This is a genomic window from Dysgonomonas sp. Marseille-P4677 (assembly GCF_016652235.1).
GTDB lineage: Bacteria > Bacteroidota > Bacteroidia > Bacteroidales > Dysgonomonadaceae > Dysgonomonas.
The window spans coordinates 1-20,243 of the sequence record NZ_JAEPKU010000036.1 but is presented as its reverse complement, the minus strand read 5'-3'; the positions used below and the strand labels follow the sequence as shown (position 1 = coordinate 20,243).

At 35.9% G+C, this 20,243-nt stretch carries 14 protein-coding genes; 3 read left to right on the top strand and 11 right to left on the bottom strand.

Annotated elements, in window-relative coordinates; genetic code table 11:
- The first annotated feature begins 206 nt into the window (after positions 1-206).
- Positions 207-641: an Hsp20/alpha crystallin family protein gene (locus JGH11_RS08495; RefSeq protein ID WP_201111153.1), complete on the top strand. Its 435-nt coding sequence runs from the start codon at positions 207-209 to the stop codon at positions 639-641.
- A gap of 83 nt (positions 642-724) precedes the next feature.
- Here the strand turns inward: JGH11_RS08495 and JGH11_RS08490 are convergent, their stop codons facing one another.
- The 6 genes from JGH11_RS08490 to JGH11_RS08465 form a co-directional block, all read right to left on the bottom strand.
- Entirely contained in the window at positions 725-2,602 is a 1,878-nt protein-coding gene (locus JGH11_RS08490; RefSeq protein ID WP_201111152.1) for a glycoside hydrolase family 2 protein, read from the bottom strand.
- 15 nt (positions 2,603-2,617) lie between these two features.
- Positions 2,618-3,700 (bottom strand): metallophosphoesterase, encoded by a 1,083-nt coding sequence (locus JGH11_RS08485; protein ID WP_201111151.1) that lies wholly within the window; start codon positions 3,698-3,700, stop codon positions 2,618-2,620.
- A gap of 105 nt (positions 3,701-3,805) precedes the next feature.
- Positions 3,806-4,855 carry a family 43 glycosylhydrolase gene (locus JGH11_RS08480; protein ID WP_201111150.1) on the bottom strand — a complete coding sequence of 350 codons (1,050 nt, stop codon included), beginning with the start codon at positions 4,853-4,855 and terminating at the stop codon, positions 3,806-3,808.
- Positions 4,856-4,941: 86 nt separating this feature from the next.
- Positions 4,942-6,732 (bottom strand): RagB/SusD family nutrient uptake outer membrane protein, encoded by a 1,791-nt coding sequence (locus tag JGH11_RS08475; protein WP_201111149.1) that lies wholly within the window; start codon positions 6,730-6,732, stop codon positions 4,942-4,944.
- Positions 6,733-6,749: 17 nt separating this feature from the next.
- Entirely contained in the window at positions 6,750-10,277 is a 3,528-nt protein-coding gene (locus JGH11_RS08470) for a TonB-dependent receptor (RefSeq protein WP_201111148.1), read from the bottom strand.
- Between the two features lie 207 nt (positions 10,278-10,484).
- Complete coding sequence (locus JGH11_RS08465) at positions 10,485-11,504, bottom strand: FecR family protein (protein ID WP_201111147.1); 1,020 nt, start codon at positions 11,502-11,504, stop codon at positions 10,485-10,487.
- Between the two features lie 467 nt (positions 11,505-11,971).
- On the opposite strand from JGH11_RS08465, the gene JGH11_RS08460 reads away from it, so the two are divergent.
- Positions 11,972-12,562, top strand: coding sequence for an RNA polymerase sigma-70 factor (locus JGH11_RS08460; RefSeq protein ID WP_201111146.1), 591 nt, complete (start codon positions 11,972-11,974; stop codon positions 12,560-12,562).
- Positions 12,563-12,587: 25 nt separating this feature from the next.
- Here JGH11_RS08460 and JGH11_RS08455 read toward each other — a convergent pair whose 3' ends face one another.
- The 5 genes from JGH11_RS08455 to JGH11_RS08435 form a co-directional block, all read right to left on the bottom strand.
- The gene (locus JGH11_RS08455) at positions 12,588-13,832 is read right to left on the bottom strand and encodes a serpin family protein (RefSeq protein ID WP_201111145.1); all 1,245 of its coding nucleotides are present in this window, start codon (positions 13,830-13,832) and stop codon (positions 12,588-12,590) included.
- A gap of 82 nt (positions 13,833-13,914) precedes the next feature.
- The gene (locus tag JGH11_RS08450) at positions 13,915-15,486 is read right to left on the bottom strand and encodes a carboxypeptidase-like regulatory domain-containing protein (RefSeq protein WP_201111144.1); all 1,572 of its coding nucleotides are present in this window, start codon (positions 15,484-15,486) and stop codon (positions 13,915-13,917) included.
- A gap of 53 nt (positions 15,487-15,539) precedes the next feature.
- Positions 15,540-16,397, bottom strand: a complete 858-nt coding sequence (locus tag JGH11_RS08445) for a FecR family protein (RefSeq protein WP_201111143.1) — start codon at positions 16,395-16,397, stop codon at positions 15,540-15,542.
- On the bottom strand, positions 16,394-16,945 hold the full coding sequence (locus JGH11_RS08440) for an RNA polymerase sigma-70 factor (protein ID WP_201111142.1): 552 nt from the start codon (positions 16,943-16,945) through the stop codon (positions 16,394-16,396). The genes JGH11_RS08445 and JGH11_RS08440 overlap by 4 nt, the downstream gene beginning before the upstream one ends.
- A 51-nt stretch (positions 16,946-16,996) precedes the next feature.
- The gene (locus tag JGH11_RS08435) at positions 16,997-18,253 is read right to left on the bottom strand and encodes a carboxypeptidase-like regulatory domain-containing protein (protein ID WP_201111141.1); all 1,257 of its coding nucleotides are present in this window, start codon (positions 18,251-18,253) and stop codon (positions 16,997-16,999) included.
- Between the two features lie 196 nt (positions 18,254-18,449).
- On the opposite strand from JGH11_RS08435, the gene JGH11_RS08430 reads away from it, so the two are divergent.
- Positions 18,450-20,138: a hypothetical protein gene (locus JGH11_RS08430; RefSeq protein WP_201111140.1), complete on the top strand. Its 1,689-nt coding sequence runs from the start codon at positions 18,450-18,452 to the stop codon at positions 20,136-20,138.
- Positions 20,139-20,243 lie beyond the last annotated feature (105 nt).

Below are 20,243 nucleotides of genomic sequence, written 5' to 3'. Positions count from 1 at the left end.
ATAAGAAAAGGGCAATAATAAATTCAATAAACTATACACCAATATATTAAAATACAAACAACATAATTTAACTTTTATAAAAAGCCGAAAAGATGCCATTTAGTCACTTTTGCATACTTTTTGCATTATGCTTAATAGATTGCAAAATGTTACAATCAATAATATAAAAAATAAAACGACTAACATAAATTTAGGAGGATAAGATTATGAAAAATCAAATTAGAAGATTCGACAGAAGCGGAAGTTTTTTTCCTACATTTTTCAATTTTGTAAATGACGATGTATTTAACCCATTCGTTAATGGAGATCTCCCTGCTACAAATGTATCTGAAAACGAAAAAGCTTTCAGTATAGAACTATCGGTTCCGGGATTCAATAAGGAAGATATAAAAATAGAGATAGAAAAAGAAATCCTTAGAATATCTGCTGAAAGTAAAGTAGAAAATGAAGAAAAAGATGATAACAATAAAATATTGCGTCGCGAATTCAAGCAATCTTCATTTATACGCAGTTTTACAATTCCTGAAAACATCGATACTGAAAATATATCAGCTTCACAGGTAAACGGCATTCTACAAATTACATTACCAAAACAGATGAAAACTATTGAAGATAAAGTGAAAAAAATTGCCATCTCATAATTATTGTAGGTATTTAGGTTTTAAGGTGAATCAAAAAAGGTTGTCTCGATTGAGACAACCTTTTACTTTGAATATGTTAATATTCAATCCACCTGTTTTACTTGATCCGGCGTTTTTGAAAAAATAGAATGAATCCGCTTCATATCAAATTTCGAGGAACGATCATAAAAATAAACACCATTCTGCTCTTGTTCAACATCTGTCAATTGGGTATAACAATATCCCCAAACATATTTAGAAAGAGACAGTACGGCATCAATTTGCCCTTCGAGACGGGTATAGAATTCCTCCATCGACTTAGGAGCTTCTCCATATCCCCACGATTCTGTTCTTGAATCTTTCAATTGCTTTTCCTGATCTTTTACCCATTTGATACCTCCTACTTCATCGATGACATAAGGCATCTTGCCGTCGTATAATGGGAAAATATATTTAGTGACATCTTTCACATCATTAAATCCTATGTTGGTCGATTTCTTCTTTGTCATCATAGGAGTTTGGAAGAACACCCCGTCTTTGTAAATTATATCTCTAAGTTTTTCAGGATTCTGCTCATAATTATGTACCGTCCAGATGTCAGTCTTTATATGCTGACCTCCGCTTGAATTATTAACAGGGCGAGTAGGGTCTAGTTGTTTGGTTACATTATAAAGGTCTTCGGCAAATCTAGGATATTGCACATTATCGGGCCACCACTGCTCATTCATTGGTGTCCATATCAGCAATGAAGGATGATTTCTATCGCGTATTATACATTCAGACCATTCGGCCAAGAAATTTCTTGCCACCTCAATATCGTTAGCATCCATGCCCCAGCTTGCACTCTCACCCCAAGTTATATAACCCAGCTTATCGGCCCAATAATAGAATCGTTCTTCAAATACTTTTTGATGAAGGCGAGCCCCATTAAATCCGGCCTGCATCGATAGTACAATATCATTCTTCAATGCTTCATCCGAAGGTGCAGTCCATATTCCATCGGGATAAAAGCCCTGATCGAGGACCAGCCGTTGATAATATGGTTCGTTATTTAAAAAGATTTTATTACCCTCGATATGTACTTTGCGCATTCCGACATACGAATTTACTTCATCCAGCACAGCTCCTTTTTGATCTAAAACCTGATAAGTCAAATTATATAAAAAAGGACTTTCGGGACTCCATGTTTTCATATTCTTAACCGGAATTACGATAATACTATTATTACTAGCCTTTACATTCTGAGTATTAACGACCTTATCTCCATCTTTAAGTATTACTTTAAGCGAGTGATTATTCTCTTTATAGAATTGAGGATGAATAACTATCTGCTTCTGGTCAATATCAGTTATAACCTGAGTCCGTTTCAGCCCGAATGGATTTACGGCTTCCATCCAAACAGTTTGCCAAATACCGGTTGTACGGGTATAGTCACAATCGTGAGAGGCATATTGCAAAGATTGCTTTCCTGCCGACTGTTTACCTGTTCTAACATCGCTGGATGCATAAACCACAAGGCTGTGGGTTTTCCCTGCTTCCACAAATTTGGTAATATCGAATGAGAAAGATGAACTTCCACCAAAGTGACGCCCAACAAACTTTCCATCAATATATACTTCCGATGTATAATATACTGCACCAAAATTTAGAAGAATATTCTTGTTTGACCAATTAGACGGAACGGTAATGCTCTTCTGATACCATATATGATTGATAAAATCAGTATACCCTACTCCCGATAATTTACTTTCAGGTGCAAATGGAACTATAATTTTTTTATCAAATTTTGCTGCACTGCTATAGCCTCTATCTAAGCCCGACCCTACAAAATCGAACTCAAATGTCCATTCGCCGTTTAGATTTATCCAATCTGTTCGCTCAAACTGAGGACGAGGATATTCGGGACGAGGTGTAGCTGCAAAAATTTCATTTATGACAAATGATAATAGAAAAAGAATGTTTAAAAATAAAAGTTTTCTCATAGTTCTTATTATTAGTTATTCCAATACAATATCAAACTGATCGAACGCCTCTGTGCGATTAGCTAAATGTTTAGTTGAAGGTGAAATTCCGAATAAAGGAGAGTAAGTCCGAATTTTAATAGTTTTACCATCAGGCAAGAATTCAAGTATTCTCAACCAACCATCACCGCCATTACCTTCCCAACCTCCACCGAGGGTCTGAACATTAAACATCATTTGGGATACAACCTTTCCATTTGCATTTTTAGCTGTTATATACGAAACATTGTCTTCAAATTTTTGATTTCCATTTCCTGTATGCCCGCAAATCACTAATTTGATATTGGAAGAAGGATATATCAGCTTATCCCATATATCTTTTCCTGCATTACCCGGAGTTATGCTATAGTTATCCTTCTCTATAAGCTTGGCTTTCGGGCCATTAGTCAAATATCCATGAGTCATAAAAATAACCTTATGATTGATATATTTTTCTTTCGAAATTAACTCTAAGGCCCAGGTTAAGACCTCATCGCGAGGATGAAACTCGGAAGTAATAACTAAAATATCACCCCAGTTTGGATCTTTAAACTCAAAAGCGGCGTTTTCGATAGAAGCCCTATTATTCCTATTCGGATAAGCAGAAATACAAATATTCCGCCATGTAGAATTACGTTCGAATGGGAAATAGTCCGGAAAATTGGTAATACCATTCTCCGCATGCTTAAAGCCATAATCATGATTTCCACATGATACGATGTAAGGAACTTTATTATCTAAACGTTCAAAAGCTCTTGAGCTTGCCTCCCACATTTCTTTACTCGTCTGATTCAACATTGCCCTGTTAAGCACAATATTTTCGTTTTGTTCAACCAAATCGCCTGTACACAATGTAGCTTTTATATTCAAATTGTCTATATTATCAGCTATCCAAGCTGTGCAAAGCTCTAAAAGAGGCTGATTGATATCATATTTTACATACCCCTGCGGATCCCCCATCAATATCATGGAAAAAGATCCGGGATCGGTCAACTTTTGTTGGTCTGCACGATGCTGAGCATTAGCCGAAAATATTCCTCCGATGACGAATATTATTAAAAGTATAAGTTTAGTTTTCATATATTATTATTACAGTTTTTAATGGCTATATAAGTTAAGTATCTTTATTTGTTTTTTAATATATGGTAAGTATAAAATTACGATAATCCGTATTTATATATTTCTTCACTTGAATATTGGAGCTTCCGCAGATATAGAAGCTGTATTACCTTTGACATATGGCCCCCATTCATCCCAATAGATTCTATCGAGCATTAACAAGCGACCTACAGAGTCATCCGACTTGCGATATGCATGGTAAATAATCCAATCGGAGCCTTCATCGTCTTTTACAAACTCGGCATTATGCCCTGTTCCTGCCCAAATATTATTACCCTGTAATAATATATCTCCTGCGCCATCGAGCATACGTTTACCGTCTTTGGTTACATAAGGGCCAAGGACGTTCTTAGATCGTCCGAAAATCAGATGATAAGTACTATTTTTACCTTCACAACAACTTCCGGCAGAGCCGATTAGATAAAAATAGCCACCATGTTCCACAATGTAAGAACCCTCTATCTGATTAGCGGCAAGTTGAACCTTTACAGTTCCCTCCTTTACAGCCAATCCGTCGTCGGTCAATTCTACGGCATAAATACCATAAAAACTACCCCATACTAAATATTTATGACCATTGTCCTCTATAAAAAATTGATCGATAGAATTATTTACTCCTTGGGATGTGTAATCCAATACTATTCCATGATCGGTAAAAGGTCCTTCAGGTTTATCGGCTGTAGCAACTCCAATAGCAGAATCATAAGTTCCACCCCAAACGCCCATAGAATAGTAGATAACATATTTTCCATTAAAATAATTTATATCCGGAGCCCACAATTTAGAATTGGGAATCCATTTTGGGCGATTACTTTCATTAAAAACGGTTCCTATATAATCCCAATGAACCAAATCTTTCGATTTATGGATAGGTAGATAAAGGTAATTATTAGGTAAATTATTTTGCGTACTATATACATAAAAGTAACCATCTGATGCTTTGATAACCGACGGATCGGGACAATTTTCATTGATAATGGGATTCTCATATCTGACAGAGGTTGGCGGATCAGGCCCATCACCTCCATTACCGTTGTTTCCATTGCCATCATTTTTTTCTCCGCAAGAGAGTAACAGCAAAAGAATAACACTTAAACATAAAATTTTTTCTTTCATCTTAAGTAATATTTATATAAGGAGAAATATGAAAGAAAAATAGGTCTCTAATATTTCTCCTTATGCAATAATAATTCTTCAGGCGATTAATCGTTCCAGCCCTCGTTTTGTGTCAGACTTGGGTTTTTCTCACGTTCCGAAGTCGGAATAGGCCATGTCCAACATTGCTCTCCCAACCAAGACCATGTATAAGTAGTTGTACCCCACATCTGCATCAATCCATTCTTATTGTCGCGGAACTTCTTCTCTTTCCATGTTCTCCAACGAAGCTCATTCCAATACATCACGTTTTCACCACCAAGCTCCCAGTAATATTCGTTGCGAATACGTTCACGCATGTCATCCTGACCTTTCACAGTTGTTGGGTCATTACTATTCAACAATTGCGCACCGCAACGTGAACGAAGCTTATTTATCTGTTCTATCGCCTGATCAGTATTACCCAATTCGTTTAAAGCCTCAGCATATCCTAGTAATACTTGTCCATAACGAATTAAATTAACATCTAAGTCGTATGTGTCACGATATGGCCACTCGTTTCCTTCGGGAACGAATTTGCGCCATAGGTAATAGAAATAATTGTTGGTATCGGTACGGATATCGAAAGGTTCACGTCCGTCAAATCCACGATAAGGCCAACGCAAAGTATAAGTATACTCTTTTCCTCCCGATGATCCGAAATAAGTAGAATATGGTGTAATCACAGACATCATTAGCCGTGGGTCGCGGTTTTCATAAGCTTTACGAATACGGGCTTCATTCCCATCCGGTAAATATTTGCTCATATCAGCACCATAAGTAGCCATTTTAGTTATTTCAGCATCGGTCATACCATCTCGAAGGAAAAACACAGAACGTTGTGCGGAAGTCATCGAATTGTAGCCAGGACAATAATCTTCCCAGTTAAATTTACTTCCATCTTTTGCTTCGAAAGATTCTATAAAATGAGGATTTGGCAAATAATTATTCCACATCGAACCTCCTGTACAACGATTACCATAATTTACATTCAATGGGTTAGCTACCGAATATTGTTCGCATTGAACAGAAAATATCATTTCATCGCATTGTTCATTTGCTGTTTTTAGCAGATTCTTAAAGGCTATTGATCCACCTGAAGTAAAGAGTGAATAACCTGAATCGCCAACAGCTTTGAAGTCGTTTGCTGCATCTTGCCATTTTTTTAGCCAAAGGTAAACTTGCCCACGAAAGGCATAAGCCGCCCCTTTAGTAACATGTCCATAATTTGCATCATTTGCTTTATATTTATTGGGCAAATTAGGCTCATTAATTGCATCTGTCAAATCCTTCAGAACCTGGTTCCATATTTCGGCTTCACTTGCACGAGGAGCTTTTGCTTGATCTTCATTAGTAATAGGCTCGGTAATAAGAGGAACTCCTTTAAAGAGGATGTTCAGCCTATTATAAGCCCAAGCTCTCAGAAATTTACACTCTGCCATATAACGTGCTTTATCCGAATCTTTCATATTGGGCACACTATTGATATTGGCTATAACATCATTAGCACGGTTAATCATCGTATAGCCACGTGTATAGGCACTGCTAAACTGTCCATTGGATGGTGTGGCAGTACCTCTGACAAGAGCATTCTGCGATATCCAGTTCAGGTCGATATCCATAACCGAAGAATAGGAATCCCATACACGATTGCCATTATTGCTATAACCGGCACAATACCAACCGACAAAGGTGTTATAAACACCACCGACTGCTTTTTCGGCTAAGGCTGCGCTCGTCCATATATTCTCACTACTGACAGTATTACGGGGAGCTGTATCTAAAAAATCAGCGCTACAGCCCATTAACGTAAATGCAGAGATTAATCCCGATAACAAATATTGATTTATCTTTTTCATAATTCTTTTCACTTTAATTAAAATGTAACATTTACACCGAACGCAAACTGACGATAGGTCAAATAACCAATCGAAGCACGCATTTCAGGGTCAATGCCTGGATAGCCTGTAATTGTTAGCAAATTTTCTCCCGAGAAGAAAAAGCGGATATTGTCGGCATAAACTTTACGTACAAGAATCTTTGGTATAGTATATCCGAACGTTAAATTTTTCAGTTTCAAGAAACTGCCGTCATATAACCACTTGGTATTGGTTGACTCACTCTGACTACTACCAGAATTGTTGCTTAAGCGAGGATTAGCCGAAGTCAAATTAGTACGCGGATCGGATGGATTGGCCGGATCATAGAAATAGTGATCATCAGCCACATCTTTACCTATAGCATACCCTTTAATGGTAGTACTGGCATTGTGACCATTGCGATAGAAATATAGTTTATTGCCTGCAACACCATACCAATTCATAGACATATCAAAACCCTTCCAACTAGCTGTAAATTGTATACCAAAGTTCCATTTTGGCATAGATGAAGAACCAGTGAAGTCATTGTCGTAGGTATTACCATAGATACCGTCGCCATTTGTATCGGCGTATATGTAATCACCGTACCAGATACCAGCCTGATCTACTTTCTGATTTGGATAGAATTTGTATCCGGCATCAACCATCGCATTCAGCCATTTCATATCATCTTCGGTACGGATCATACCTGACCTAGGACCTCCGTTTGGATTTACAGAACCATCTTGATTGAAATAATTCTGATCCCCGCTATAAGGTTGCAACATATAATATTCATTAATCATATGGCCTTCTAATACGCGTTCTGTACCTCCTGTCGATACATCCCCGAGATTGGTCACATATGTCCTATTACCATTTTCATCGGTGACCCAACCACGATTGAGTTCTCCTTTATATTTACTAACCTCATTTTTATTATAAGAGAAATTACCGCTTACACTATAATTGAAGTCTTTGATACGGTCGCTCCATGTCAATTGTACTTCAAGTCCTTTATTTGTAACTTCTGCTATATTCTGACGTGCAGCCGTTACATTACCATATATCATCATGATAGACGGACGATAAAGGATTCCTGATGTCTCTCTATTGTAATAGTCGATAGTACCTGATAACCGATTCTTAAGGATACCAAAATCTAATCCGAAATTTGTAGTTGTAGATTTTTCCCATTGCAGGTTAACATTGGCTTGTTCTGTAGGTGCAAGGCCGAGATTGGTATTACTATTAAATGGATAGTTTACCAATCCGTACGTTTGCTGCCATTCATAATTGCCAATGCTATTATTACCTAGTTTCCCCCAAGATCCGCGTAATTTGAAGTTGTAAAGCCAATCTTTTGTACCGTCCATGAACGATTCTTCAGATATTCTCCAGCCGACTGATGCTGCAGGGAAATATCCCCAACGATTGCCAGGAGCAAATTTTGACGAGCCGTCACCACGCATATCTACTTCAAACAAATAACGTCCGGCATAGGCATAAGTAGCTCTACCAAACCAAGAACGAGCTTTATTCTCACTGTTATTTCCGTAAGAAGATTTGTATTCTGTTCCTACATCAATGTCATCGATATAAGGGTCTATCAAACCTTGTAATGTTACGTTTGATGTGCGACTCCAGAAACGTTCTTGCTCAAACCCTAATAATGCTGTAACATCATGTTTTCCAAAGCTCTGATTGTAATTTAAGATATGATTGAATTTCCAATAATTTTCCCTGTTATAGGTTTGCCCGGTTGTTGCTGTTTTTAAATCTATGGCATTTGCCGTAATTTCATTCAGGCTGAAACTCCACTTAGGGAAGGCATTGGCTGCATATTTCCCATCGTAAATGTAATGTTTGTACCAAAAACCAAAATCATAACTAAGATGCTTCAGAAATTTTACTGAAGTATAGAAATTGGTGAATATTTGAGTATATTTCATATCTCCGTGTTCATGGTTCATGTCCCATAAAGGATTATGTGATTGCGGATCTTCTTCGTTAGATTCGGGTGCACCATATTTACCATCGTAATACGGATATGTTCCAGGAACAACCTTTGTCATATCGATACTGGTAAGAGAACCTGTAGAAACACGACTTCTGTCGGTATTATAACCCCATATACGACTGCCTACCCGTAACCATTTCGCTATATCGGCATAAACATTACTCCGAACGAAGAAGCGCTTGAATCCTGAATCTTTCAATATACCCGGATTATCAGTATAGCCGAAAGAGAAATTATATCCTGATTTTTCAGTCGATCCTGATACCTGTATTGTATATTCCTGCATCATTTGGCTATCATAGATAGCATCATACCAATCGGTATTTGGGTAAGCTACATAGTTGGGATATCCTGACTCGGAGATGCCGTTTGGATCTTTTGCCTTCTCACGCCACAACTGGATAGTTTCATCTGAAAAAGCGGCCGCACGCCCCAAATTTTCATATGATTCATTTATCAATTCCATGTAATCGGCGTAGTTGTTTACAAGACCCGGGACTCTCATTGGAGAATTGATAGATAATTTTGAAGAAACTTCTATACTTACCTTGTCCTTCTTTCCTCCAGCTTTTGTCGTAATCAAAATTACACCATTGGCTCCACGATTACCATAGATAGCACAAGAGGCCGCATCCTTCAAAACAGATATAGATTCTATATCAATTGGATTTACATTACTGATAGATTGTTCCATCCCATCTACCAGAATTAATGGATTTGAATTGTTTAGAGTTCCTATACCACGAACGTTCATAGAAAAACTTTCTCCGTAAGGATTACCTGATCCTTGCATAACTTGCAAACCGGGAACTAAACCTCCTAAGGCCTGAGCAGCATCGATCAAAGGACGAGATGCCGATTCTTTTGAATAATCGATAGACGAAACAGCACCTGTCAGATTCACTTTCTTTTGTGTTCCATATCCTACAACTACTACTTCTTCCAAAAGCTTTGAATCTTCTTCCAATCGGATAGTGATATTCGTCTGATTGGTGATTTTTATTTCTTGGGAAGTATAGCCTATATAAGATATTCTCAAAGTGGCATTATCCTGAACTGTCAATGAAAATTTCCCATCAACATCGGTCGTTACACCATTTGTTGTTCCTTTTTCGAGCACAGTAGCTCCAATAATAGGAACATTCGTTTTATCGACAACTACACCAGTTACTACCTTTGTTTGAATAGCATTAGTAGTAGCAACAACCGGTTTCCTGTTTACGGAAATGGTGTTTCCTACTTTTTTAAACTGTAAATCGGTTTGTCGCGTGATATCTGTAAGAATATACTCAATCGAACCATTTTCGATGTTTAGACTTAATGGTTTGACCTTCTTTACAACTGACTCCTCATAAAGAAAGTGAAACCCGGTTAGTTTACTCAGTTCATTAAATACTTCCTTTACATTCGCATCCTTTACTTTATAAGTAATATTGGATTCTTTCAAATTTTGCGCATAAACATTTTCAGCACAAATAAACTGGGAAGTTAATGCGATCAATAAAAAAATAGAAAAAGTTCGCATTAGTATTTTTCTTAATATTAGATTAATATACATACATTTGTAATGTTTTAATGAATACTATTTATTAAAACTCGGGCTGAGAATACTCTTTCTGTGGTCCAATACATTCAGGTATTTTCAGCAGAAATTCCGGTGGTAGTGTTTGCGTGCACTACCACTTTTGTCTTTTTCGGCTTCTATTTCATGGGCATTAAATTTTTAAGGTTATTAATTATAGAGGATTATATTCCTCCCTTCTTCTTTACTCTTCAATCCTGTAGTAAAGCATATCGATTCCACTATTCCCTCTAAGCTTTTGCTTTCAAGACTTCCTGAAATAACATGTTTACAGTTTTCACATTTCAATATTACCTTCTTATCAAATTTACGGTTAATCATTTTTATCACCTCCGTTATAGGCTCATTTTCGAAGTAGAATTCACCCTTAATCCAATCTACTGAATGATTTTCTTTAAAAGATAATTTCGACATCTCTCCTGTAGTTTTATCTATCGACAAATGTTCTGATGGTAAGACTCGCAACTGCATATCGAAATCGAACATATTAACCTGTACTTTTCCTGTAGAAACCGTTACATCCAAACGATTGTCTTCTTTATACGCTTTCAAATTAAAAGATGTACCTAAAACTTTTATCTGAGCATTTCCACTCTTAATAATAAAAGGTTTATCGGGATTTTTAGCAACTTCGAAGAAACATTCTCCATCTATTTCTACAGTTCTGTTTTCCTTATTATAATCTGTAGAAATCAACAATTTACTTTCCGAGTTAAGTGTAATGCGCGTTCCATCGGCTAATGTATATTCCTTTATATCGCCTCGTCCGGCATTTATTTCATTATATTGCACTTGTTTTTTCCCCGATTTATCAAATAAATAATAGCCTCCTCCTATCATAAAAAGGATAGATGCAACTATAGCAACTTTATAAACCCATTTCCATCGCAGAGGTTTTATCTTTTTAGCAGGTTGAATTCTCTCTTCTTCCAGCTTCTCGAATAAAACATCGACCTCTTTACTCAATCTATCTATAGATTCTTCATTCGGATACGACATTTTTTTATTTATTTGTTCCCATAAAGACCGGCTAACAAAATCAAACTCCAAACTGCTCTCTGAAGACTTTAACCAATTAAATAATATTACTAATTCGTCTTCGGTACATTGGTTATTAATATACTTTGTCAAAAGAGATAACAGGAGTTTATTTTGTGTATGATCTTTCATTCTTTTATGGTTTTATATTAATACACTATTTCTTGATTGATGTAGGGGTAAGCTTCTATACTTTAACTTAGTTTAACACAACAAACCCTGCATAGAAGATTATAAATATAAAGAAGGTTATTGATAAGGCATGTAGCAAGAATCTATTAAGCAAACACTTATAGAATATATTTCACTTTTTATCCTTCTTTTTCACAAATGATACTTTTAGTCAAAGATTCAAATTCTTTTGAGAAACTATAGATAAAATAGAAAAATTCAGTAATTTCGTTAGTGTTTAGCGTATTTATTGGCTGGGATACATTGATAATTTACAGGTTAACACCATAGATAAATCATTAATATGTCTCAGCTATTATGTTACTCTTTGTCACTCTTTTTTAGATCAAATTCACATTAAAATCTATTAACCTTCATATCTCTATTACTATTATTTAAAGATAAGTGTACTTTTATTTCTAATAGCTATGATGAACAATCAAAAGACAGACAGCGAATTGGCCTTATTACTCTCTCGTGAAAGTCAAGATGCTTTTAAAGAGCTGTATATAAGATATAAGGACAAGCTATATCATTATTGTTTTCATTTTCTAAAATCGGAAGAAGACACAAATGATGTTATTCAGGAGATATTCATACGTTTATGGGAAATACGCAATTTTATTAATCCCGAATTATCTTTTTCGGCATTTATATATACAATGGCTCGCAATAGGATATTAAACTATCTTAGAGATTGTAACGTCGAACTACAGGTTAAGAAAGCAGTTTATGCAAAAGCCTCGTTAATAAAAGAAGAAGGTGTGGAAGCTGAACTTATATTCTCCGAATATCAGCAAATATTCATAGATGCTATTGATAAACTTCCACACCAAAGGAAAAAAATATTTAATATGAGTAGAAAAGAAAACCTTTCGCATAAAGAGATAGCCGAACAACTAGGTATTTCTGTTCATACTGTACAAGAACATATATCAGAATCTCTCCGATTTATAAAGACGTATTTTAACCAGCACTCAGATTTAGTTTTAGGTATATTGGTTCTATTTCTTATTTGAATTGAAAGGGACTAATATGAGAAATTTATGTCGTAATCTTTCCTATTTTCCCCATAAAGAGAATAACCCCGGTACTGTTTTCCTTAATAGCAAAAATAAATGGTTCATTCATATTAAAAGAAATTGGGATAGATGGTCCGATAGAAGTTAAGAGGGACTCAACCATTGTTATGGCAGCAGCTTCAGTTCCCTCTTCATTTACTTCTACAAAGGTCTTATGTTTGACTTTCGATATACGTAGCCTCTCTGTAGCAGAAATTCCGGCAAAATCGGCCCTATCGTCGAATGCCTTTATCATCCCCATCTCCGGCAATATATCTTCATGCATATCATACTCACACTCTAGTTGAAAACGTGGAAACCTTACATCTACATGATTCGTACTCCATCCTTTGATCACGGCATTCCAAGAGTCGGCATTTAAATTAGTGATTATATCGTCAATCGTTTTCCCTTCTTGAGGTAAAGCGACAACCATACTAAATGCTTTATTACCATATGGCAGTTCGATATAACGTCCATTTACATCTTCTGAATATGACAAAGTAGCCTTCTGCGACATCATGCTCACATCCTGCTCACCGTCTTCGGCCTGAAACTTAGCATTATTTGTGTTTTTCTTGTCGAACTGAAACTTCCAAATTCCTTTGAAATATATCGCATTGATAAGATACATCACTGCTTTATCGGGTATATTATCTATAATTTGAGGTATCTTATTATTTGTATTTTCTGCACACCAATTATTAATTTTAGAAACAGCATCTGCTGACGAAAAGTCAAGAGCTTCAACCTCCGCATTATAGTTTAACTTATTAACATCGATAAAGGATTTATTGATATCAAAACTATTTTTATACCATATGGAATTAGCAATCATTAATTGGGTAGAAGGATCGACTGCGACTAAAGCTTCACGAAACGTCTTCGAATATTCATTTATTTGAGCCGGCGTATAACCTTCATCATATAATGCTTGCTGCATCTCGATTTTTGTGTCTCCAGCTGCACCATTCCACATCATACTCAAAGCCATGTCTACCGACAGAGGCGATATAAATACATTGGGATTGCTATCGTATTTATATACTGTTTTAAATAGATCAATACTAAAATCTATACTATTTTTCAATTTATTATCAAATTCGGGCTTGAGAACAATGGGTTCAGCATCAGGTAACGGACCCGGAGATGGATTCTCAACATCAGAAGAACATGCAATAAATAAAGGTAGAATAAGAATAATGAATAAGGTTAATAATTTTTTCATAATGGTAGTTTTAATTTCGGTTATAGTTCTTATTCATTGACGGAAAAATGATATAAAAAGCTGCACGCTCGAAATTATACACCTAATTACTAACTGTTTCTGTTACTTCATTCAGATTATTAAGAATAGTTTCTTTCAATTTTTCTTCCGGAAGAATGACATTAAAATGCCCCCAGAAACTCTTATCGTAACGATATTTTGTTTCCGAAAAAACTTTATGAGGCGAAAGCCTTTCTTTTTTGTTGAATGTTTTCACATTTTCTGTATCAGTCTTACAATTTACCATCTCGAACCAGATATGAAGCGGTGATGAAAACCATCTGCCTTTTTTTCTGACCTTAAATTGAATATCGCCTCTGATATGGCTTACATAATATTTATCATCATCGGATGGGCGATATGAAACAACATATTTTGCCTCCTGTAAGCTCAGCTTGATATCTCTACTCTTACGTTCTATAAACCAACCGGTTGCTTTTTCCACAAATTGAGGATTTATTTCGAAGCGAGCTTCTGTCAAAGCCGAATTATCTGCATCTATATACAACTCTCCCTTATAAAGCGGCTCTTTGACATATTGCGGCTGTTCGAATGAAATAACATTCACACGCCTGTCATCTATCGTTGTAATATCGGTATGGCGATATTCGTAAGGAGTATTTTCACCGAGAGTAATAAAATCCGGCAAGTCTTTTATTATATCCAAAACCAACGTCGAATATATCCCCGATTTCATTTTAGTGAAAATAGTATCTTTTTCCTGCTTGCTTACAATACGACGCATCTTTATCAATTTGGTCTGGTCTTTATCAGGTTTACTATGATACCCTGTCTTATAAATCTGAAGCACCGACTCGGTAAGGTCTATATTCTTTTTTTTATAATCTATACCTTCACGATAAAAAGCAGTAAGTAAAACAGGTTCCGACGAATAGTTTTCTTTGATACTATCTTTCATATTCTGTAGCTCTTTTAGCGGATCTACCGCCCTGACAACAACCTCTTGCAATGGGATCACTCTCGGATCAAGTGATAAACTTACATATTGCCCATCGAGTAGGTACGCTTCTATCTCCTGACTATCATAGCCTACATGAGAAAACTTTACGACAGAATGATTGAGCGAATCGGGAATAATAAGCCTAAACTCGCCACTCTGATTGGTAACAGTATTAATTGTAGTATAATTAATACTTACAGAAGAATAAACGATAGGTTCGTTGGTAATTCGATCGTATACCTTTCCGCTGATTGTAAAATAAGGCTCTTTTTCGGTCTCTATGGCAGGTACAGTACGGAGATTAAGCTGCTCCTCCTTATTATCGTCGAGCCTGAGCAAAATATGGTTACCTACTACATTTATCTTTAAGCGTTCGTTTTGTGTAATGGCATAAATAGCTTCGCCTAGCGTGTAATTACCCTTCCGTATTTTTATAGTTTTATTATTGTCTATTATCTGGCTATCGTAAATAAAAAGATATCCCGACTGATCGGACAACTGTTTCAATAGTTGATAAACAGTTCCTTTATTCTTTGTTATTTCCACCCTACGGCTCAATATGCCTCCATCATCTGCCGACAAGGTTGTTACCGTAAAGAATAACAACAAGCAGACAATGAAACGATGGAATATATTTTCTGCCGCCGATATCATAATATGCTATTATTTGAAGATTACTACCTAACAGTAAAGTTATAAAAACTTATCTAAGGAGGGGTTATAATAATCATATTACCTCTTACCGTACATTTCAAATTCATAGCCATACATATCAATTCGGCCATCATCTGGGGGGTATCATTAAAAAAGGCAACAGTTAATTTTCGGTCTGCTAAATTGGGAGATAACACTAAGGTTATGTCTGAATTCATATTTATAATGCGAATAATATCTGCGAGCCGTTCGTCTTTAAAATGTATCTGCCTTGTATATTGACCGAACATATCCAAATCCGACACCTTAGATTTGTGTAAACTCTCCGATTCGAGTAATACAGTTTCTCCTTCTTTCACATAAACCTTCTGTCCTGTTGTTTTTAGTGTTACTCTTACTTCACCATGCTTTACCGATAAAGAAAATGGTTCATTATTTTTACTTATCACATTAAAAGCTGTACCCAACACCTCGATCTGAGCAGCTTTGGTATCTATAAAAAACGGACGCTCCCTATTTTTACTTATTTCGAAAAATGCATTTCCCTGCAAAGTAACTTCTCTTTTATCTTTATGAAAGTGAGAAGGATAATTTAACGATGCAGCTTTCGACAGATAGACTACAGAACCATCTTCGAGGGTTGTAACCAACGTAGTTGCATCATCCTGATTTTGTAATGTCAGCATATCGGCTTTCGACGAAGATAACTGATGAATAAGCAAGGCTGAAGTAATACATAACAATACAACAGCAGCTACAGCCACCCACCGTACGCTCGCCTCACTGAGAAAAGCCTTTTTAGTATTAAGCGCCCGCTCTTCGGCAGGAAGGAGTCCTTCTTGTTCGAATCGCTTGTAGAGGTTATTCCAAGCAATGTCTGTTGCTTTATTCTGAGTTTCTTTTAGGTTCATAATACGTGGCTATATTTTTCTATTTCGTGTCGTAATACCTGATAAGCTTTAGTCATTTCGGCTTCTATAGTTTTTACTGATACAGCAAAGTATTCAGCTATTTCCTTATACTTTTTGCCTTCCAAACGGTGCATTTTAAAAATTCGGAGCCTGCGTTCCGGCAATTGCTTTAAGGTACGATTTATCACATTTTCGAGTTCTTTGTATTCCATCTGAAGGTCGGGGGTAAGATCCTGCTCACTTTCATTCTTCTGCAAAATAGTTTGCCGATGGCGTTCCTGCACATCACGATGTTCGAGATATTGTAGCGACTGGTTACGTACTGCTCCGTAAAGATAATTCTTCACGGAGCGCAGCACCTGTATCTCTTGTCTGTCTTTCCACAAAACATAAAACAACTCTTGTACGATTTCTTCCGCAATGTCTTTTCGATTGGTAATACTGAAGCTGTAGAAACAGAGAGAGGCATAGTAGTTTCGGAAGACCTCTTCGAATGTCTTTATATCCCCTTCTTTAATCTTTTTCAGTACAAGTAAATCGTTGAGCATAATTTATAATACCGTTTACAGATTACATCCAAATTTACGAAAATATGGCGGTTATTTATATTGTTTTTTCAATTTATTTACTGCATTTTCAAGCGATTCGGTAGGTTCTATAATATTATAGTCTTCCCAGAAATGCGGATCGTAAAAATTTCCTACTTTATCCGACAATACATAATTTTCTTTGAACGCTTCCTTATTCGGAATCTTTATTACATTTTCGTCCTTACGGTCTGTAACCACCATTTCGGAAACAATGGTATATCCTGTAGAGAAAAGACGACGTTTCCAGTCACATTTAAACTTCACTTCGCTCCATACATAGTTCAGATAGCTTTTCCCGTCTTGCAATTTATATGTAACAAGGAAAGACACTTCTTCCGGTTTGAATCGCAGATTAAATGGTTTCTTCCTCAAAATAGCCTGTGTCGCCTTATTTCGGTCATCCATACTTAGGTTAAACTCGGCACGGGAAAAAGCCAGACTTTGTTTGTCTATATACAATCTGCCATAGTGCAATGGATATGGATACACTACCTGAGGTGTAAAACTTATCACATAATGAGGGCGTTCGTTTAGCATAGCGGATTCTTCTAATTCAAACTTATAATCGGAAAGCGTCTTTACATCCAGTATAAGTTCGGGATTCTTCACAACATCTAAGAACGCTGAAAGGTTGGGGCCACCCTGTAGCTTAACTATAAGAGTATCGCTTGCCTTGGGACTTAACAGTCTGCGTCCTTTGAATACTTGAACCCTATCGCCTGAAATGCCGTCGGTATATGATGTTTTATAGATTTCGAGTATTGCTTCAGAAATATTAATATAGTTACGTCTTTTCTTTACCGTTTCGCGATAAAATCCAGTCAACATATTAGCTTTAGTACTATTATTATCGCCAATCTTACCAATAGCTTGCTCTACCAGATTGCGTGCATCCACAGCCTGAACTATAACATCTTTCAGCTGACTTACATGCGGTATAAGATAAATTGTCACATCGTGTTCCTCTTCCTTTATCGGATATTTAGTATTGAAGTATCCTATGTGGGAGATCTCCAGAGCCTTTGCATTAAAATCAGATTTTACTTTAATCGAAAATTCTCCATCCGTATTTGTTATAGTACCGATGTTTGTTCCCGGAACAGTAATAGTTACATATTCGAGCTTCTTATTCGACTTTTTATCCTTGACCACACCACTGATAGTAATGTAGCTCGCCGACATATTCTGAGCCTGTAACGACATAGATACAGATGCAATAAGAATAACAAGGACTATCTGTACGGTCTTTTTATAAATTGTTTTCATACTTATATTGTTTTAAAGATGAATAATAACCGGTTTCTATTATTATGATCGTTCAGGAACCAAAAACCCTAGAGAAAAAGAAAACTTTTTATAAAAAGAGATAAAAAACAATCGGAAAGGGTGAATATAAGCCAATTTAATAGCTAGAAAAAAATGCAAATTCGTATATTTGTTATATAAGACAAAATAAAAACCGATGAAGTATTACTCCATTCCCATTGTGTTTATTCTTCTATTTATATCATGTAAGAAAGAAAAGGATGAAACAAATCCAACTTCGCAAAATATTGAGAAATTAATAAACCAAAATCCAAATAACGCATTAATTTTACTAGAATCTTATCATATCGATCCAAAAGATGAGTATAATTATTGTAAATATCTATTATACAAAGTACAGGTAAAAGACAGATCGAACAAAAGCATCGTAGCAGATTTAGTTATACTCGATGTATATAATTATTTCAAAGAAAATCAGGTAAATCCTTATACCGGACTTTCAGCTTATTACAGCGGTCGTGTTTTACAGAAGAATAAATTATTCGATAAAGCGCTTGATTATTACAGATATGCGGAGTCATATGCTAAAGAACATGATATAAAATATTTACAAGCCTTAAGTTTATACTCGATCGCAGAAATCATGCTCAATCAAGATCATTTTGAAGACGCGAAAGAACTGCTATCTGAAGCCTCTTCTTTATTTACTGATATAAAAGAGCATAAATACGAAATAAAAACCAATACATTATTGGGACGCTATTTTCGTATTTCTCAACAATATGATTCGGCTTTATTCCATTACAACAAAGGATTAGACTTGGCTTTGAAGCATCAGAACAAGAAAGAGGAAGCATTAATACTGCGAGGTAAAGGAATAGTATATAACGAACAAGGCGAATACAAAAAAGCGATTACTTACTTCAAAGATGCAGCCATGCTAGATAGTGTTGTTTTCGAATCGGGACGTATTTTATTAAATATAGCAACATCTTATCTGAATATGGCAAAAATTGATTCTGCCCGTCATTATGCCGATCTTAGTCTCAAATTTGCAGAAAAAGAAACACCCCCTTCCCTATCCAAAATATCGGACATTTACAATATCCTGTCTCAAATTGAGGAGAAATCGGGTAACAATACGAAAGCTTTGGAATATCATAAAATGTACAGCAGTTTTCTGATTGGTAAAATGAAAGAAAAAAAGGGTAATGCACGAACAAATACAGAAAAAAAACATCAGTTTGAAGAAATGCGCAACGAAAATATTGCGCTCGCACGAAAGAAAGTAATTATCGAAAGAATATTATACCTTACTTTATTGGTAGTGACAATTAGCTTTCTCGTCTATAATAGAAGATTGCTCTCTAAAACTAAACAATTATCCAAGGCCTATGGTGAAATACAAAAACTGAACAACGAAATAATTACATTGACAGCAGACTTGAAAGAATATTATGCTCGAAAAGAGTTTATGAGAAATAATCTGATCAATAACTATAAAATATTAAAAAGAGCTGCTTATTTAGAGCATTTGATACAAGATACCGAAAACAAACAAGGCAAAGCCCTAATTAAAATGTTTAATGAGATTGCATATGGAAAAGACACTCCAGACTGGGAGGTTTTATATCAGGTACTAAATACTGTTCATTACGGAATCTTTGATAAAATTAAAGAAGCCTACCCCAACTTAGACGATATAGAATTCAAAATATGTTGCCTTATTTATTCGCAATTCAACAGCAGTGAAATCTCTGTGGTAATCCAATTGAGTGTTAACACTGTTCATACAAAAACCACTAGTGTACGAAAAAAACTTGGTGTTGAAAAATACGGAAATATTACAGAGTTCATAAACCGAAATTTTACGAGCATCGAATAAATCTCCTATATAACTAAGTGTCTTGCTTGGGGTATAAACCTCTTCGTTTCTATCTTTTTTTAGCCTTCCATAGCATTGCGCAAAAAAGGACAGATAAAGCCGCGG

Excerpts from the sequence above, each read along its gene's own strand:
- JGH11_RS08495 (WP_201111153.1), top strand. The coding sequence starts at position 207 with ATGAAAAATCAAATTAGAAGATTCGACAGAAGCGGAAGTTTTTTTCCT.
- JGH11_RS08490 (WP_201111152.1), bottom strand. The coding sequence starts at position 2,602 with ATGAGAAAACTTTTATTTTTAAACATTCTTTTTCTATTATCATTTGTC.
- JGH11_RS08485 (WP_201111151.1), bottom strand. The coding sequence starts at position 3,700 with ATGAAAACTAAACTTATACTTTTAATAATATTCGTCATCGGAGGAATA.
- JGH11_RS08480 (WP_201111150.1), bottom strand. The coding sequence starts at position 4,855 with ATGAAAGAAAAAATTTTATGTTTAAGTGTTATTCTTTTGCTGTTACTC.
- JGH11_RS08475 (WP_201111149.1), bottom strand. The coding sequence starts at position 6,732 with ATGAAAAAGATAAATCAATATTTGTTATCGGGATTAATCTCTGCATTT.
- JGH11_RS08470 (WP_201111148.1), bottom strand. The coding sequence starts at position 10,277 with ATGCGAACTTTTTCTATTTTTTTATTGATCGCATTAACTTCCCAGTTT.
- JGH11_RS08465 (WP_201111147.1), bottom strand. The coding sequence starts at position 11,504 with ATGAAAGATCATACACAAAATAAACTCCTGTTATCTCTTTTGACAAAG.
- JGH11_RS08460 (WP_201111146.1), top strand. The coding sequence starts at position 11,972 with ATGATGAACAATCAAAAGACAGACAGCGAATTGGCCTTATTACTCTCT.
- JGH11_RS08455 (WP_201111145.1), bottom strand. The coding sequence starts at position 13,832 with ATGAAAAAATTATTAACCTTATTCATTATTCTTATTCTACCTTTATTT.
- JGH11_RS08450 (WP_201111144.1), bottom strand. The coding sequence starts at position 15,486 with ATGATATCGGCGGCAGAAAATATATTCCATCGTTTCATTGTCTGCTTG.
- JGH11_RS08445 (WP_201111143.1), bottom strand. The coding sequence starts at position 16,397 with ATGAACCTAAAAGAAACTCAGAATAAAGCAACAGACATTGCTTGGAAT.
- JGH11_RS08440 (WP_201111142.1), bottom strand. The coding sequence starts at position 16,945 with ATGCTCAACGATTTACTTGTACTGAAAAAGATTAAAGAAGGGGATATA.
- JGH11_RS08435 (WP_201111141.1), bottom strand. The coding sequence starts at position 18,253 with ATGAAAACAATTTATAAAAAGACCGTACAGATAGTCCTTGTTATTCTT.
- JGH11_RS08430 (WP_201111140.1), top strand. The coding sequence starts at position 18,450 with ATGAAGTATTACTCCATTCCCATTGTGTTTATTCTTCTATTTATATCA.